The sequence below is a fragment of the Blautia sp. HCP3S3_C12 genome (genome assembly GCF_052064155.1).
Taxonomy (GTDB): domain Bacteria; phylum Bacillota; class Clostridia; order Lachnospirales; family Lachnospiraceae; genus Blautia_A.
This window is the reverse complement of record NZ_JBQHWC010000003.1, coordinates 223,819-239,731: the sequence shown is the minus strand read 5'-3', so window position 1 is coordinate 239,731 and position 15,913 is coordinate 223,819. Positions and strand designations below refer to the sequence as shown.

Annotated in this window: 9 protein-coding genes and 1 riboswitch; of the genes, 7 read left to right on the top strand and 2 right to left on the bottom strand. The window is 41.9% G+C overall.

Going from position 1 to position 15,913, the window contains the following annotated elements:
* Positions 1 to 145 precede the first annotated feature (145 nt).
* Positions 146 to 1,603 (top strand): xylulokinase, encoded by a 1,458-nt coding sequence (gene xylB / locus ACTNDS_RS05140; RefSeq protein ID WP_441034162.1) that lies wholly within the window; start codon positions 146 to 148, stop codon positions 1,601 to 1,603.
* 111 nt (positions 1,604 to 1,714) lie between these two features.
* On the opposite strand, the gene ACTNDS_RS05135 is transcribed toward xylB, so the two are convergent.
* Entirely contained in the window at positions 1,715 to 2,650 is a 936-nt protein-coding gene (locus ACTNDS_RS05135) for a LysR family transcriptional regulator (RefSeq protein WP_441034160.1), read from the bottom strand.
* Positions 2,651 to 2,915: 265 nt separating this feature from the next.
* On the opposite strand from ACTNDS_RS05135, the gene ACTNDS_RS05130 reads away from it, so the two are divergent.
* Positions 2,916 to 4,340 (top strand): aspartate ammonia-lyase, encoded by a 1,425-nt coding sequence (locus tag ACTNDS_RS05130; protein WP_441034158.1) that lies wholly within the window; start codon positions 2,916 to 2,918, stop codon positions 4,338 to 4,340.
* Positions 4,341 to 4,438: 98 nt separating this feature from the next.
* On the opposite strand, the gene ACTNDS_RS05125 is transcribed toward ACTNDS_RS05130, so the two are convergent.
* Positions 4,439 to 6,124 carry a formate--tetrahydrofolate ligase gene (locus ACTNDS_RS05125; RefSeq protein WP_441034156.1) on the bottom strand — a complete coding sequence of 562 codons (1,686 nt, stop codon included), beginning with the start codon at positions 6,122 to 6,124 and terminating at the stop codon, positions 4,439 to 4,441.
* A gap of 178 nt (positions 6,125 to 6,302) precedes the next feature.
* Positions 6,303 to 6,388, bottom strand: a riboswitch (ZMP/ZTP riboswitch).
* Positions 6,389 to 6,778: 390 nt separating this feature from the next.
* Here ACTNDS_RS05125 and ACTNDS_RS05120 point away from each other — a divergent pair.
* The 5 genes from ACTNDS_RS05120 (at position 6,779) to araA (ending at position 15,793) form a co-directional block, all read left to right on the top strand.
* Positions 6,779 to 7,225 carry a DUF1700 domain-containing protein gene (locus ACTNDS_RS05120; RefSeq protein ID WP_173743650.1) on the top strand — a complete coding sequence of 149 codons (447 nt, stop codon included), beginning with the start codon at positions 6,779 to 6,781 and terminating at the stop codon, positions 7,223 to 7,225.
* Positions 7,226 to 7,486: 261 nt separating this feature from the next.
* Positions 7,487 to 12,157, top strand: a complete 4,671-nt coding sequence (locus tag ACTNDS_RS05115; RefSeq protein ID WP_441034153.1) for an isopeptide-forming domain-containing fimbrial protein — start codon at positions 7,487 to 7,489, stop codon at positions 12,155 to 12,157.
* On the top strand, positions 12,154 to 12,996 hold the full coding sequence (srtB, locus tag ACTNDS_RS05110) for a class B sortase (protein WP_441034151.1): 843 nt from the start codon (positions 12,154 to 12,156) through the stop codon (positions 12,994 to 12,996). The genes ACTNDS_RS05115 and srtB overlap by 4 nt, the downstream gene beginning before the upstream one ends.
* A 110-nt stretch (positions 12,997 to 13,106) precedes the next feature.
* Positions 13,107 to 14,198: a GntR family transcriptional regulator gene (locus ACTNDS_RS05105; protein WP_441034149.1), complete on the top strand. Its 1,092-nt coding sequence runs from the start codon at positions 13,107 to 13,109 to the stop codon at positions 14,196 to 14,198.
* A gap of 95 nt (positions 14,199 to 14,293) precedes the next feature.
* Complete coding sequence (gene araA, locus ACTNDS_RS05100) at positions 14,294 to 15,793, top strand: L-arabinose isomerase (protein ID WP_173743654.1); 1,500 nt, start codon at positions 14,294 to 14,296, stop codon at positions 15,791 to 15,793.
* The last annotated feature ends 120 nt before the right edge of the window (positions 15,794 to 15,913 follow it).

The window sequence follows — 15,913 nt, the reverse complement described above, 5'->3', positions numbered from 1 at the left end:
AGACTGACACCATAAATCATAATACATCTCAGGGGTTTACCCTGGGATGTATTAAATTAGATGGATATTAATTTATACTGCAATAAATCAGGCTGTTTAATGAAATGAAAATAAGCAGCTATAAAGAGAGAAAAGGAGAGCACTTATGTATTATATTGGTATTGACCTTGGTACTTCCGCTGTAAAACTTCTTCTTATGGAAGAATCAGGAAAAATCTGTAACATCGTATCCAGAGAATATCCTTTATTCTTCCCACATCCGGGCTGGTCTGAGCAGAAGCCGGAGGACTGGTTTGCACAGAGCATGGAAGGCATGAAAGAACTGACAAAGGATATTGACAGAGCTCAGGTAGCAGGAATCGGTTTCGGCGGACAGATGCATGGTCTGGTAACTCTTGACAAGGATGGCAATGTGATCCGTCCTGCAATCCTCTGGAATGACGGACGTACAGGTGAAGAGACAGAATATCTGAATACAGTGATCGGAAAAGACAAACTTTCCCAGTATACAGCAAATATTGCTTTCGCAGGCTTCACAGCACCGAAGATCCTCTGGATGCAGAAAAATGAGCCTGAGAACTTTAAGAAGGTAGTAAAGATCATGCTTCCTAAGGATTATCTGGCATATCGTCTGTCCGGTTCTTTCTGTACAGATGTTTCTGATGCTTCCGGTATGCTTCTTCTTGATGTAAAGAACCGCTGCTGGTCAAAAGAAATGCTGGAGATCTGTGGAATCACAGAAGAGCAGCTTCCGAAACTGTATGAGAGCTGGGAAGTAGTAGGAACTCTGAAACCTGAGATTGCGAAAGAACTTGGATTCTCAGAAGATGTGAAAGTTGTTGCAGGTGCAGGTGATAATGCGGCAGCTGCTGTAGGAACAGGTACAGTTGGTGACGGTCAGTGTAATATTTCTCTTGGAACATCCGGAACTGTGTTTATTTCCAGTAAAAACTTTGGTGTGGACGAAAATAACGCACTTCATTCTTTCTGCCATGCAGATGGAAGCTATCATCTTATGGGATGCATGCTCAGCGCAGCTTCCTGTAACAAATGGTGGGCAGAGGAGATTCTTCAGACAAAGGATTTCGCAGCAGAGCAGGCTCCAATTCAGAAGCTGGGAGAGAATCATGTATTCTTCCTTCCATATCTGATGGGAGAACGTTCACCTCATAATAATCCTGATGCAAGAGGTGTATTCTTTGGAATGTCCATGGACAGCACAAGAGCAGACATGACACAGGCTGTTCTGGAAGGTGTTGCCTTTGGTCTTCGTGATTCCCTGGAGGTTGCAAGAAGCCTTGGAATCAAGATTGAGAGAACCAAGATCTGTGGTGGCGGAGCTAAGAGTCCGCTGTGGAAGAAGATCATTGCAAACGTTATGAACCTGAAGGTTGATGTCCTGGAGAACGAAGAAGGACCGTCCATGGGTGGAGCTATGCTGGCAGCAGTGGGCTGCGGTGCTTATCCGGATGTAGAAACCATCGGAAAGAAATTTGCCAAAGTTGTTGATACAGTAGAACCGGATCCTGAACTGGTTGCAAAATATGAAGAGAGATATCAGAAGTTCAGAACTCTGTATCCGGCTATGAAGCCACTGTTCTAATGGAATATCCGCTTAATAACTGGGGTTGTTGTACTCATTTAGTACAACAACCCTGTTTTGATGTGCATCTGACGATGACCAATCACCACCGTGTATTTGACTTATGACATATCAGGAAAAAGGCAGCTTCAGGAATTCTTCCATGGCTCTGCTGATATAGCGGCCTTTCTTCCAGTAAAAAAATACAGTACGTTTACTGCTCTGGCCGGGCAGCTTATAAAAAACCAGTTCCGAATTTGTTGGTACTCTGGAGAGCAGAAGATCTCCGATGAAAGTGATACCCATTCCCAAACATGCAATATTATAGGCAGTCATCTGTTGATCCAGGCGAAATACTACAGAAGGTGAAAAGTGATTTTCCTGACAAATGGTCAGTGCACGCTTACCGGTATCGTTATCTGAACGAAGAACAATAAAGGGTTCGTTTTTAAATTTGTTTAAAGGAACAGAAGGAACATCAGAAGAGCGGAACTGACCGTTTCGGATTTCCTCAATAGGAATCTGATATTCCTGCAGTCTGCTATTTACTGAATAATTTTTGGGAACCGCTAGAAGAAGTTGTTCTTTCTGGTAGGTATAATGTTCAAAAATCTGGTTATCCAGGATGCAGTTATCAATCATCAAATCTAACTTTCCGGCTTGGAGAAACTGGGATAGCTTTGCTGTACTTTCTTCTACAAGAGAAATTTGAACATGGGGAAATTTTTGGGAAAAATCAGCAATAAGGGGCGGCAGAATCCACGAAGAAAAGAAGTTACTGCCACCTACATTGAGAGTTCCTGTTTTGAGATTTCCAAGATCTAACAGGAAATTTTCAAGATTATTTTCAATATCCATGACTTTTTCGATAGCCTCTATATAATGTTTTCCAACTTCAGTTAACTGCAAAGGTTTGGTGCTTCGATCAAAAATAGGATAGCCAATACGGTTTTCTACACGTTTTACATTGGCACTTAAAGAAGGCTGCGAAATGAAAAGGGCAGCAGCAGCTTTGGAAAAGCTTTTTTCCTTGTATACTTCATAAATATATTCCATTCCCTGAAACATATGATCCCTCCAATATATAATCTAAACACTATATATTTTATAAAAATATATGTATTTGATTATATTATAGCAGAGATATATAATAAGGGCAAATACATGGGAGGGAGAATGTTACTGTTCACTCCGTTCACAGTAACGTAGCCAAAATTCATTCCAGATTGCCTGCGGCAATGGAATTTTGGCTTGTATGTCTCGGGATTTTGGCATATTCATGCCAAAACACCTCGCGGAATAGTGATGTGTGAACAGTAACGGGAGAATAACTATGAAAAAAACAGATTATCGTGTAGAAAGAGATTCTATTGGTGTAAAGGATATTCCAGAAGACGTATATTATGGAGTTCAATCCTTACGTGCGGCTGAAAACTTCCACATTACGGGATTAAATATGCATCCGGAGATCATTAACAGTCTTGCATACATAAAAAAAGCATCAGCCATAACCAATTGTGAGGTAGGTCTTCTTGAGAAGAAAAAAGCCCAGGCCATTGTCCAGGCATGTGATGAAATTATTTCAGGAAAATTCCACAATGAATTTATTGTGGACCCTATTCAGGGAGGTGCTGGCACATCTTTAAATATGAATGCCAATGAAGTAATTGCAAACCGCGCCATTGAGATTCTGGGAGGGAAAAAGGGTGATTATACAATTATAAACCCTAACGATGATGTGAATTGTGGACAGTCTACCAATGACGTGATTCCTACTGCCGGTAAAATGACTTCTCTTCGTCTGCTGCAGAATCTGAAGAAACAGCTTCTTCGTCTCTACGATGCTCTTAACGAAAAAGCGGTAGAGTTTGATCACGTAATCAAAATGGGACGTACACAGATGCAGGATGCAGTGCCGATTCGTCTGGGACAGGAATTTAAGGCATATTCGGTAGCGATCATGCGTGATATCCACAGAATGGATAAAGCAATGGATGAAATGCGGACTCTTAATATGGGAGGTACTGCTATTGGAACAGGAATTAATGCTGATGAGGGTTATCTGAGAAGAATTGTTCCAAATCTTACTGAAATATCGGGAATGGACCTTATACAGGCCTTTGATCTGATTGATTCCACTCAGAATCTGGATCCATTTGTAGCTGTTTCAGGTGCTGTGAAAGCATGTGCGGTAACTCTTTCCAAAATGTCAAATGACCTCCGCCTGATGTCCTCTGGTCCACGTACTGGTTTTGGAGAGATTAATCTTCCGGCAAAACAGAATGGCTCCTCTATTATGCCAGGCAAAGTTAATCCGGTTATTCCTGAAGTAGTGAATCAGGTTGCTTTTAATATTATTGGTAATGATGTTACCATTACCATGGCTGCGGAGGCTGGTCAGCTGGAATTAAATGCATTTGAGCCGATTATTTTCTATTGCATGTTCCAGTCTATCGATACTCTTGGCTATGCAGTCCAGACACTGGTAGATAATTGTATTGTAGGAATTACAGCAAATGAAGAAAGATGCCGTTATCTGGTAGAAAACAGTGTAGGTATTATTACTGCGATCAGTCCTCATCTTGGGTATCAGAAGGCTGCGGATATTGCAAAAAAGGCAATTAAGACAGGTGAATCTGTAAGAAGCCTGATTCTGCAAGAAAAGCTTATGGATGAGGATGAACTTAATCGTATTCTGGATCCAATCCATATGACGGAACCTGGTATTTCCGGAAAAGATTATCTTATAAAAAAATAAGAAAAAAACAGGCGGGAAATTTTTCCCGCCTGTAAAATCGTCTGGACATAAATCATATTTAAATATGATTTTTTATTTTGGAGTTAAGTTCTGCGAGATTAGAACAGACCTGTGATCTTACCTGTCTCGTCTACGTCGATTCTCTCAGCAGCCGGAACTTTAGGAAGACCTGGCATTGTCATGATCTCACCTGTAAGAGCTACGATGAATCCTGCACCTGCGGAGATCTTCAGGTTACGTACTGTAACTTCGAAGTCTGTAGGAGCACCCAGTTTAGTCTGGTCATCTGTTAAGCTGTACTGTGTCTTAGCTACACAGATTGGGCAGTTGCCGAATCCAAGAGCTTCTAACTGTTTCGCCTGTTTCTGAGCATTTGCTGTCAGAACTGCTTTCTTACCGCCATATACTTTCTGAACGATCTGGTTCAGCTTGTCTTCAATAGAACCTTCCAGTTCGTATGCATAGGAGAAGTCGTTTGGTTCTTCAACAAGACGGATAACTTCTTCCGCAAGTTTGATTCCGCCTTCGCCGCCTTTTGCCCATACTTCAGAAAGAGCAACGTTAACGCCCAGTTCTTTACATTTAGCTTCTACAAAGTCAAGCTCTGCCTTTGTATCTGTCGGGAATGCATTGATAGCAACAACACATGGAAGTTTGTATACGTTCTTGATATTGGAAACGTGTTTTAACAGGTTCGGGATACCTTTTTCAAGAGCTTCCAGGTTTTCATTGTTAAGGTCAGCTTTAGCAACACCACCGTTGTATTTCAGAGCACGTACTGTAGCTACGATTACAACTGCGCTTGGCTTTAAGCCAGCCATACGGCATTTGATGTCGAGGAATTTCTCAGCACCCAGGTCAGCGCCGAAACCAGCTTCTGTGATTGCATAATCAGCAAGCTTCATAGCCATCTTTGTAGCTGTTACGGAGTTACATCCGTGAGCGATGTTTGCGAATGGTCCGCCGTGTACGATTGCAGGAACGTGTTCCAGAGTCTGTACAAGGTTTGGTTTCAGAGCATCTTTTAACAGAGCTGTCATAGCGCCTTCAGCGTGAAGGTCACCAGCTGTTACAGGTTTCTGCTCGGAAACTTTGCCGTATGTATATCCGATGATGATCTTGGATAATCTTTCTTTCAGGTCTTTGATGTCGCTTGCAAGACAGAGAACTGCCATGATTTCAGATGCAACTGTGATGTCGTATCCGTCTTCACGAGGCATACCGTTTGTCTTTCCGCCAAGGCCGTCTACTACATTACGAAGCTGACGGTCGTTCATATCTACACATCTTCTCCATGTGATCTTACGAGGGTCAATGTTTAATGCGTTGCCCTGGAAGATATGGTTATCGATCATAGCTGCCAGTAAGTTGTTAGCTGCACCGATCGCATGGAAGTCACCTGTGAAGTGAAGGTTGATGTCTTCCATAGGAACAACCTGTGCATATCCGCCGCCTGCTGCACCACCTTTTACACCGAATACCGGTCCTAAGGATGGCTCACGAAGAGCTACCATAACGTTCTTTCCAAGTTTCTGCATACCATCTGCAAGACCTACAGTAGTAGTAGTTTTACCTTCTCCTGCAGGAGTTGGGTTGATAGCTGTAACAAGGATTAATTTGCCGTCCTTTTTGTCGCTTTCTTTTAAAAGATTGTAATCAATTTTTGCTTTATATTTTCCGTACTGCTCCAGATATTTATCATCAATACCTGCTTTTTCTGCAATCTGAGTGATTGGAAGCATTTCGCATTCCTGTGCAATTTCGATGTCTGATTTGAATCCCATAAGTGTTTTTCTCCTTTCGTCTCCGCATAAACATGAAAAACTTATATTACTGTTCATTTGTTACTGTGCACTCTGCGATCAGTAACAATTTATTCATTGAAGGAATGATCGATCAGCCCGTCAGATGAACAAAAGTATTGTTTCATCCGATAAAAAAAGGCCAGTATCTGAAATTTTCAAATACTGCCCAGACGGTCGGCTTCTACAAACCTCCGACTCCCCGTGGTTTGCATTCCACTCTTTCCGTCAGTACTCGAAGGTTCCTTCAATTGATGGCAATAGTATATCATTTTGAGAAAAAAATGTCAAGAAAATTTTTGCTGAAATGTCAAAAAAATCAAGTAAACTGGACGAAAGTTGTGTAAAATTAATAATGAAAAACCAGAGTATCTATGATTGTTGGGAAGAATTTGCTTTTTCAAAGAAATGGGATTGTTAAAAAATAGACATGGATTTATAGTAGAATGAAGATTATGTAAAGGAAAGGTTAAACCTTGCAGTTTATAGGAATTTCATAAAAAGTTTATGATTATATTAGTTGCTACCTGTGGTAAATATGGTAGAATAAGAATAATAAGTGCACAGAAATCTCCTGCTTCAATTATCATAAGCAGTGTATGGGGATTTATATTTTGGCAAAGTGGAGTGTAAAAGATGAACAGACAAGAATTTTTGGAAATCCTGAGAAGCCAGCTTGCCGGTCACATGCAGGAGGGCAAGGCTGCAGCACATGTACGATACTATGAAGATTATATACAGTCCCAGGTACGCGGTGGTCGTACAGAGCAGGAAGTGCTTGATCAGTTGGGAGATCCCAGACTGATAGCAAAAACTCTTATTGATACAGAGGGAGATACTGTAGATGAGGAATATGGAGCCTATTCCTCCTGTGGATCTGGATTAGAACCGCCGCCCCAGCCGGAGAAGCGGTGGAAAAAAGTTCTGGACCTTTCAACCTGGTCAGGTAAGCTTGTTGTGATTGTGGCAGCTGCTGTAGCGATTATTTTATTACTTATAATAATTGGTGCCGTTCTTCCGTTTTTTATTATTCTGATTATCATTTTATCTGTTATTTCCTGGTTTACCAAGAGAAGTCACTGATCAAAAGAGAACTCCCTTTGGGAGCTTTCTTTTGATCTGTCTTATAGCTTTATCTAATATTCTTTTCAGTACTCTTTTTATTCAGTTATTTATATTTTTCATATCGTTTCATATTTTCGCCTTAGTCTTATCTGAAGTGTGTTATTCCCTAATCCTGCCAGGCAGCAGGTAAATCTCAATTTTATTATTTTTATAAAGGCAGAAAACAGGATTTTTGCACAGGAATCCTTTTTTCTGTATGCCAAATGGAAAGGAGACAACATGAAAGGAACTGTGAAACTAAAAAAACGTCTGGAGGCTTTGGGCTTAGCCTTACTGTTTATGCTGCAGTCTGTACTGGGCTTTTTACCTGGAATGATTTTCAGTGCGGCCGGAGCGGTAAAGTCCATCGAGGTCTGGGACTCTGATCAGCTTATTGACTATGGTTACCGTTTCAATATGAAGTTTCAGCCAGGGGTAACTACCTATGAGTCTTTTGGCTGCGATAATCTGGACAGTGCTGCATTTTCAGATCACGGAAGAAGTACAAGAGATACAGAAAGTGTGAGGATAACAGAGGATTACAAATCCGGAAGTGCAGGAATGCGCTATAACAATGTGGGCAGAGATGCAGGGGGAAATATTGTGGATGTGCGTCTGACCCTGGTGGGGGTAGAAAATGCCGAGAGACGCTATGACCTGAGAACCCCTGTCTCCAAAAAAGAAAATAATGGTGGACTTACCTTTGGCTGGGAGAATAATGAAACCTATCCAATGGTAGGCTTTGCTAAAAACAATATTGGGGTTTTTATCTATTCACTGGGTTCTGCAAAAATTAATTTTCAGTTTCTGAAGCATGGGACAGATGAGGCTCTGACGATCAGTGGACATGGTACGATCCGTGATATTGATGCGGCGCAGGGAGTATCTATACCCTCAGACAATGGACTGGATCATGCATATGTATTAAAAAATAATGAGTTTTTGAAAGTAAACGGCACCTATGTAGGATCTCAGAATGTGGCTATTGAGCCGGAGGATGAGAATGGCTGGCTGAATATGTTTTTCCAGACAGATAATTTTAATCTGGTGTTTTCTCATCAGGAAAAACTGGATATGTGGGATGCAAGCAGGGAAAAAAGTATTGCAAAGGCCGGCTCTCAGGAGAAGTGGGCAAGTAATGCCAGAAAAGCATATGCAGATGAGTCCGGAAAAAGCTACTGTGAAACTTTTGAAGGACAGAAGGTGGTTAAGGGCTTTGCATATTTTGATTTTACTTCCTATTGCTTCAGTGGTATAGAAATGAAAAAAGCACCGGAAAAAAGAGTAGGCGAAGTGGGCTGCACATGGGATCAGGCAACGGCTGCACCAAAGGAACAGCCATTTGTCATGAAAACAGAAAAAGAATTTCAGTATATGATCCAGGCGGAGACTACTCCTAACAGATTAAAATCATTTGTGATTAGTGATGCACTGGAAAACTGTCTGACAATGGATGATGCCTCTAAGGTTTCGGTAATAAATAGTCTGGGACAGGATGTGACAGAACAGTTTGATGTGGCTGTGGAAGGACAGACTGTAATCTGCAGTGCAAAGGCGGACAGCCTTAAAGAAGAAGCTTTTACAGATAATCAGACATATACTTTTATTCTGAAAGTACACAGGAAGCCAGAAGGACAATTTGATATTTCTAAATATCTGGCAGAGGATGGATACACCCTTCTGGTTCCCAATCAGGCTTCCATGAGTTATGAGAGAGTTAATGGAGGCGGAGATACGAAGAAAACAGAAATCGTATGGGTGAAGGGGATCATTCCGCCTGAGCTTGAGGTAAAGAAAAACGTTTCCGCTTATGAGTGGAAGGTAGGGGATATGATAGATTATTCTGTGACGGTTACGCAGACAAAGCCGGATGTCCAGGCTGTAGGAGTAAGTGTGACAGATGAGATTCCCTCCTGCCTTTGCCTGACAGAGGGACAGTATGCAGCACAGACCAGTCCGGGAGCAGATCCCTGCACTCTTACCAGGCAGGGGGAAAATGGATGGAAAGTAACCTGCCCTACTTTGAAGTATGGAGAAACCATAACAGTCAGCTTTAAATGCCAGGCAGCGGAAGCTTCCAATGGTCAGGAATGGGAAAATATAGTAACTGCTACAGCGGATAATCTTGTAGACCCGGAGACAGGGGAACAGAAAGACCGAAAAGATATGGCCGAAGTATGGCCTAACAGCCCTCAGCTGGAGATTGACAAAACAGCAGATAAATATGAATGGCAGGTAGGGGATGGAGTTACTTATAGAATTGTAGTGAATAATTCTGTGCCCGGAACAATTGCAAAGGATGTCAGTGTGACAGATATCGGACTTCCTCAGGGGCTTGTGCTGTCAGGGGGAACCCAGAGTGTGGAAGTGCTGAATGTACAGTCTCAGGTAAATTACCCGGTTCCTGATAAAAAAACAGGGCAGGCTTATGAAAGCCGGACGGTAGAATCACATATGGAAGCAGATGAAAGCGGCTTTGCTTTTTATTGCTCTTATCTGCCTTACAGTCAGCCGGTCACGCTTGTATTTCACTGTATAGCTACAGAGTCTGCCAATGGCCATGAAAGTGTAAATGTGGCAAATGTAAAAGCTTCCAATGCAAATGAAAAATCTGATGATGCAGAAGTATATGTAAATACGGGAAGTCTCTGGATTGAAAAGACAGCCGATCATTATGAGTGGAAGACAGGAGAACAGGTTGAGTATAAGGTTGTTGTTGAGAATAAAAATCAGGGAACGATTGCCAGAAATGTGACAGTCTGGGATACAGAGATGCCGGCAGGCCTGGTTCTGGATTCTATGGAAAATGTATCTGTTAATGGAATTCCTCAGAATATTACGCAGCCTGTTGCTGGAACAGAAGATACTCCGGGACAGCTGAATCCGGAATTTTATAATGAAACCGGTGAGAAAACGGTAGGATATGAGTTTCTTCCGGAAGGAAATGGATGGAGACTGAATCTTTCAGACTTGCCTGCAGGAGTACCTGTGACGGTTGCTTTTCTCTGCACAGCCACTGAGGATGCAAATGGAGTGGAAAGTATTAACCTGGCTAATGTGCAGGCAGAGAATGCACCGAAGACCACTGATGATGCGGAAGTATATGTAAATACAGCAATCCTGTCTATTGATAAAGGTTTTCAGAATCCATATCTGGCAGCAGAAGATGGCCGCGTGGAAAATGAATTCCGGGTAGGAGAGCAGGTAAATTATCAGGTAACGGTTACCAATCAGCAAAAAGGGTCTATTGCAAGAAATCTGGTGATCAGTGATCTTTCTCTTCCTGAAGGACTTGCGCTGGACGGTGATGAAGGAGCAGTTACAGTTAGTGGTGTTCCTACAGTGATCCAGAATCCGGTTGCCGGAACGGATGATATGGGGAATGCGTTGAATCCAGAGAATTACGGTGAAACCGTAGAAAAACAAGTCAGCTGCCAGGTGATTCGTCAGGGGACAGGATGGATCGTTACTATTTCTGATCTGCCCTATCAGATGCCGGTAACTGTCAACTTCCGTTGTACAGCCCAGAGTACTGTAAATGGTATGGAAATTGTAAATACAGCCAAGGCATATGCAGATAATGCAGCGGAAGTGAAGGACACCTCTAAGATATGGGTAAATTCTCCGGCTCTCAGGGCTGTAAAGACGGCAGATAAGACTTTTTATAAATATGGAGATATTGTTACCTGGCGTATTGATCTTACTCAGGAGCAGACAGGCTGTGTTGCCAGAGAGCTGGTGGTTCAGGATGTGACGGATACTCCGGGAGTTCGGCTTCAGAAGGATTCTATTGTACTTCTGGATGAAAAGGGAACTAAGGTTGAGGCGCAGATTCAGGCAAATGATGACAATACCTTTGTGATCAATACAGGCAGAAACCTGATCAAAGATGTGGGATATCTGATCTGTGATAATGACAGAGGTGGTATTTCAGAGCAGGTAATGCCTAATCCGCTGGAGTGCAGGGAACAGAAATGTATGGCTGTAGAATATCAGACCGCAATTATTGATCCGGCTCTGGCAGGAAAGAAAATCCATAATACAGCAGTGGTAAACAGCAGAGAAAATATTCCGGTGAATACAGAGGCAGAAACAGAGGTACATAGTCCGGTCCTGGAGATTACAAAGACCTCAGATAAAAAAGAGTATATGTCAGGAGAAACAGGCTACTATACCTTAAAGGTACGTCAGCTCCGTGAGGATGTAACGGATGAAAATATAGTGATCACGGATGCTTTTCAGACAGAGGGAGCAAAGATAAAGAAAGAGTCTGTTCTGGTAAAGAAAAACGGAACTGTTTTGAAGGATGCAAAAACAGAAATTTCAGAGGCAGGCTTTGTGATCCATACAGGAACCGGATTAGGAGATTCAGACAAATTGGAAATTTATTATGAGGCAGTGTTTGAAACAGCAGCGAAAGATAAACAGACGATCGTAAATCATGCCACAGCCAGAGGAGATCTTTCTACAGAAGTACAGGCTGATCATGAGGTTTATGTGAAACCTGTGCTAAAACCAAGTCCTACGCCAACTCCGACTCCGAAACCATCGAAAACTCCAGAACCTACCAATACGCCTGTGCCAACGCCTACAATCATTCCAAAAGCAACCCCAACTCCACGTCCAAATGGAACTTGTCCAAAGCTGACACAGATTCCGACAAATACGCCGGTAGGAGTTATAGGCGGTGGAAATAACGGGAATTCCGGAAATGGAGGTTATGGATCCGGAGGTTATTCTTCTTACAGCAGCGGATATCAGGGTGGATATACTGCGGGAAGCTCTAAGACAGGAGAATCCAGACCTTTTAAAACGATGGCAGGTTTGAGTATTCTGGGAATTCTTTTGCTGGGAACCGGAATTCTGGTATTCAGAAGAAGCAAAACCGGAAAAAGGGAAAAGCATTTATGAAAATTCTGAAAAATCTTGCTCGAAGTATGATCTGTGTAGCTGCCGGATTGCTTTTGTACTGCGGGGGCTTTTATATAAAAAGCTATGAGCAGAACAAAGTTGCCAGGGAAAAGAATCAATATGTGGAACAGCTTGCCTATGCCGGAAGTTACGCAGAAAATGATAAAGCAGTTAAAAATCCGGATACAGAAAATAACACCGGACAAAGCAGAAAAAAATCTGACGCAGAAAAGGCGAAAAATAATATAAAGGCTGAAATCAGGGAATCCTTTGGGATTTCCTGGGAGAAGCTAAGAAAGCTCAATCCGCAGACAGTTGGCTGGATTAGGATTTCGGGAGCTGATATTTCCTATCCGGTAGTGCAGGGAGAGGACGATGAATTTTACCTGAAACATGATTTTGAGAGAAAGGAGGATTTATTTGGGAGTATTTTCCTTGGGCATCACAATGATGCAGCTTTTACAGATTCTCACAGCTTTATCTATGGTCACAACATGGAAGGTCATATGATGTTTGCTAATCTGAACCAGTATGAACAGCCTGAATTTCTGGAAAAATGTCCACAGTTTGAAATTGTGACACCAGAGAAAAAGTTGGTTTACGATATTTTTTCTGTAGAACAGGCAGGGGAGGGAGGAGCTGCCTTTGAATATGGATATGACCTGGACAGTCCGTCATATCAAAGGCAGCTGGCTGCCCTGAAGAGAAATTCTATGTATGAAACCGGTATCTGGCCGGATGCCCATAAACCGATGGTGACATTAATCACTTGTAATTCCAGGCTGGATGAGAAGGTACGTATGGCAGTTCATGGTATTTGTAGCCAAGAGATAAAATAATGGGAAAAACTAATGAAAAATCCTCCTGTATTTTGTATAATTTAAGCATAAAAAACAACTTGTTCGTATGTGCATACAAGTTGTATCCTAAATACAGGAGGGAAGAAGACATGACAGATAATGGAAAGCCTAAATATTTCTCGCTTATGGAACAGCTCAGAAATGATATTGTATCAGGAGTTATCCGGCCGGGAGAAAAGCTTCCTTCAGAAAACGAACTTTCTCAGAAATATTCCCTGAGTAGGCATACAGTCCGTAAATCACTGGGAATTCTGGAACAGGACGGATATGTGGAGGCATTTCACGGGAGAGGTACTTATTGCTCAGAAAATATGCGCCACATCAAAAAATCAAAAAATATTGCGGTAGTTACCACATATATTTCTGATTACATTTTTCCCAGACTGATACAGGGAATGGACAATGTCCTCTCAGAAAGTGGTTACAGCATTATCCTGAAAAATACGGCAAACAGCAGGCAAAAAGAAGCCAGATGTCTGGAAGAGCTTCTGAAGAAAGATATTGACGGACTGATCATTGAACCAAGTAAAAGTGAAATGATCTGTAAACACAGAAATCTTTATCAGAATCTGGACAAGTTTGATATTCCATATGTGTTTATTCAGGGAATCTATTCGGAAATGAGAGACAAACCTCATATTCTCATGGATGACGCGCAGGGAGGATATCTGGTAACAAAATATCTGCTGGATCTGGGACATAAGAAGATCAAGGGATTCTTTAAAGCTGATGATATGCAGGGACTGAAACGTCATAAAGGTTATGTAAAAGCACTGCAGGAGGCCGGGATTTCCTATGATCCGGATGATGTTATCTGGTTTCACACAGAAGACAGAAAGATTAAACCGGCACTGATGGCAAAGGAGATGGTACAGAACGGACAGCTTCCGGATGGGATTGTCTGTTATAATGACCAGATTGCTGTTCAGGTTATGGAAGAACTGGAAAAACTAGGAATCAGGATACCGGAAGATGTTTCGATCACAGGTTATGATAATTCTCTGTATGCACAGCGTGGAGGCGGAATCACAACAATTGCCCATCCCCAGGAAAAACTGGGAGAAATGGCTGCAGAACTGATCCTGGAAAAGATCAACGGAGTTTCTGAAGCAGAGAGCAAGGTTGAAAGACTGATCCACCCGGAACTGATCATACGGGGATCGTGCAGAAAGGCTGAATAAAAACGCCGGATATTAACAGTAAACACACAGATTGAAGATGCTGTGGAAAGCAGCAGAAGATCTGAAAATATAAAAAATCCAGGAGGAATTTTATCATGAAAACAGGAAGAAACTATAAGTTCTGGTTTTGTACAGGTTCACAGGATCTTTACGGAGATGAATGCTTAAGAAAAGTTGCCGAGCATTCCAGAATTATCGTTGAAGAATTAAACAAAAGCGGTGTTCTTCCATTTGAACTTGTATGGAAACCAACACTGATTACAAATGAACTGATCCGTAAAACATTTAATGAAGCAAATGCAGATGAGGACTGTGCAGGTGTTATCACATGGATGCATACCTTCTCACCGGCAAAATCATGGATCCTTGGCCTGAAAGAATACAGAAAACCACTCTGTCATCTTCACACGCAGTTTAATGAAGAAATTCCTTATGATACCATTGATATGGACTTTATGAATGAAAATCAGTCTGCACATGGCGGTCGTGAATATGGTCATATTGTTTCAAGAATGGGAATCGAAAGAAAAGTTATCGTTGGCCACTGGGCAGATAAAGATGTACAGGAAAGACTTGCTTCCTGGATGCGTACAGCTGTTGGCATTATGGAAAGCAGCCATATCCGTGTATGCCGTGTGGCAGATAACATGAGAAACGTAGCTGTTACAGAAGGTGATAAAGTAGAAGCACAGATCAAATTCGGATGGGAAGTAGATGCTTATCCTGTAAATGAGATCGCTGACTATGTAAAAGATGTAGCTAAGGGTGATGTTGATGCGTTAGTAGATGAATACTACAGTAAATATGATATCATTCTTGAGGGAAGGGATCCGGAAGAATTCAGACGTCATGTAGCAGTTCAGGCTCAGATTGAAATCGGATTTGAGAAATTCCTGGAAGAGAAAAATTATCAGGCCATTGTTACACACTTTGGAGATTTGGGCGCTCTTAAACAGCTTCCTGGACTTGCAATCCAGAGACTTATGGAAAAAGGTTATGGATTCGGTGCAGAAGGTGACTGGAAGACAGCTGCAATGGTTCGTCTGATGAAGATTATGACTGCTGGTGTAAAAGATGCAAAAGGAACTTCTATGATGGAAGACTACACCTATAACTTTGTACCTGGAAAAGAAGGAATCCTTCAGTCTCATATGCTTGAGGTTTGCCCGTCTGTTGCAGATGGCAAGATTGGCATTAAGGTATGCCCGCTTTCCATGGGTGACAGAGAAGATCCTGCAAGACTTGTATTCACAAGCAAAACCGGTCCGGCTATCGCAACATCTCTGATTGACCTTGGAGATCGTTTCCGTCTGATCATCAATGATGTAGACTGCAAGAAGGTTGAGAAACCAATGCCGAAGCTTCCTGTAGGAAGTGCGTTCTGGACACCACAGCCAAACCTTAAGACAGGTGCAGAAGCATGGATCCTTGCAGGTGGAGCTCATCATACAGCATTCTCCTATGACCTGACAGCAGAGCAGATGGGAGACTGGGCAGCTGCTATGGGTATTGAAGCTGTTTACATTGATAAAGATACCAATATCCGTGATTTCAAAAATGAACTGAGATGGAATGAACTTGCATTCAGAAAATAATTTTTTTGCAATTAAAATGTAAAAAATTATGGCAAAACAATAAAAGAAATGCGATAATAATATGGGTGTACAATATATATGATTACAGATTGTCGAGTGATCTGTAATCATAAATGACAG

Coding starts and splice junctions, on each gene's coding strand:
- xylB (WP_441034162.1), top strand. CDS start 146: ATGTATTATATTGGTATTGACCTTGGTACTTCCGCTGTAAAACTTCTT.
- ACTNDS_RS05135 (WP_441034160.1), bottom strand. CDS start 2,650: ATGTTTCAGGGAATGGAATATATTTATGAAGTATACAAGGAAAAAAGC.
- ACTNDS_RS05130 (WP_441034158.1), top strand. CDS start 2,916: ATGAAAAAAACAGATTATCGTGTAGAAAGAGATTCTATTGGTGTAAAG.
- ACTNDS_RS05125 (WP_441034156.1), bottom strand. CDS start 6,124: ATGGGATTCAAATCAGACATCGAAATTGCACAGGAATGCGAAATGCTT.
- ACTNDS_RS05120 (WP_173743650.1), top strand. CDS start 6,779: ATGAACAGACAAGAATTTTTGGAAATCCTGAGAAGCCAGCTTGCCGGT.
- ACTNDS_RS05115 (WP_441034153.1), top strand. CDS start 7,487: ATGAAAGGAACTGTGAAACTAAAAAAACGTCTGGAGGCTTTGGGCTTA.
- srtB (WP_441034151.1), top strand. CDS start 12,154: ATGAAAATTCTGAAAAATCTTGCTCGAAGTATGATCTGTGTAGCTGCC.
- ACTNDS_RS05105 (WP_441034149.1), top strand. CDS start 13,107: ATGACAGATAATGGAAAGCCTAAATATTTCTCGCTTATGGAACAGCTC.
- araA (WP_173743654.1), top strand. CDS start 14,294: ATGAAAACAGGAAGAAACTATAAGTTCTGGTTTTGTACAGGTTCACAG.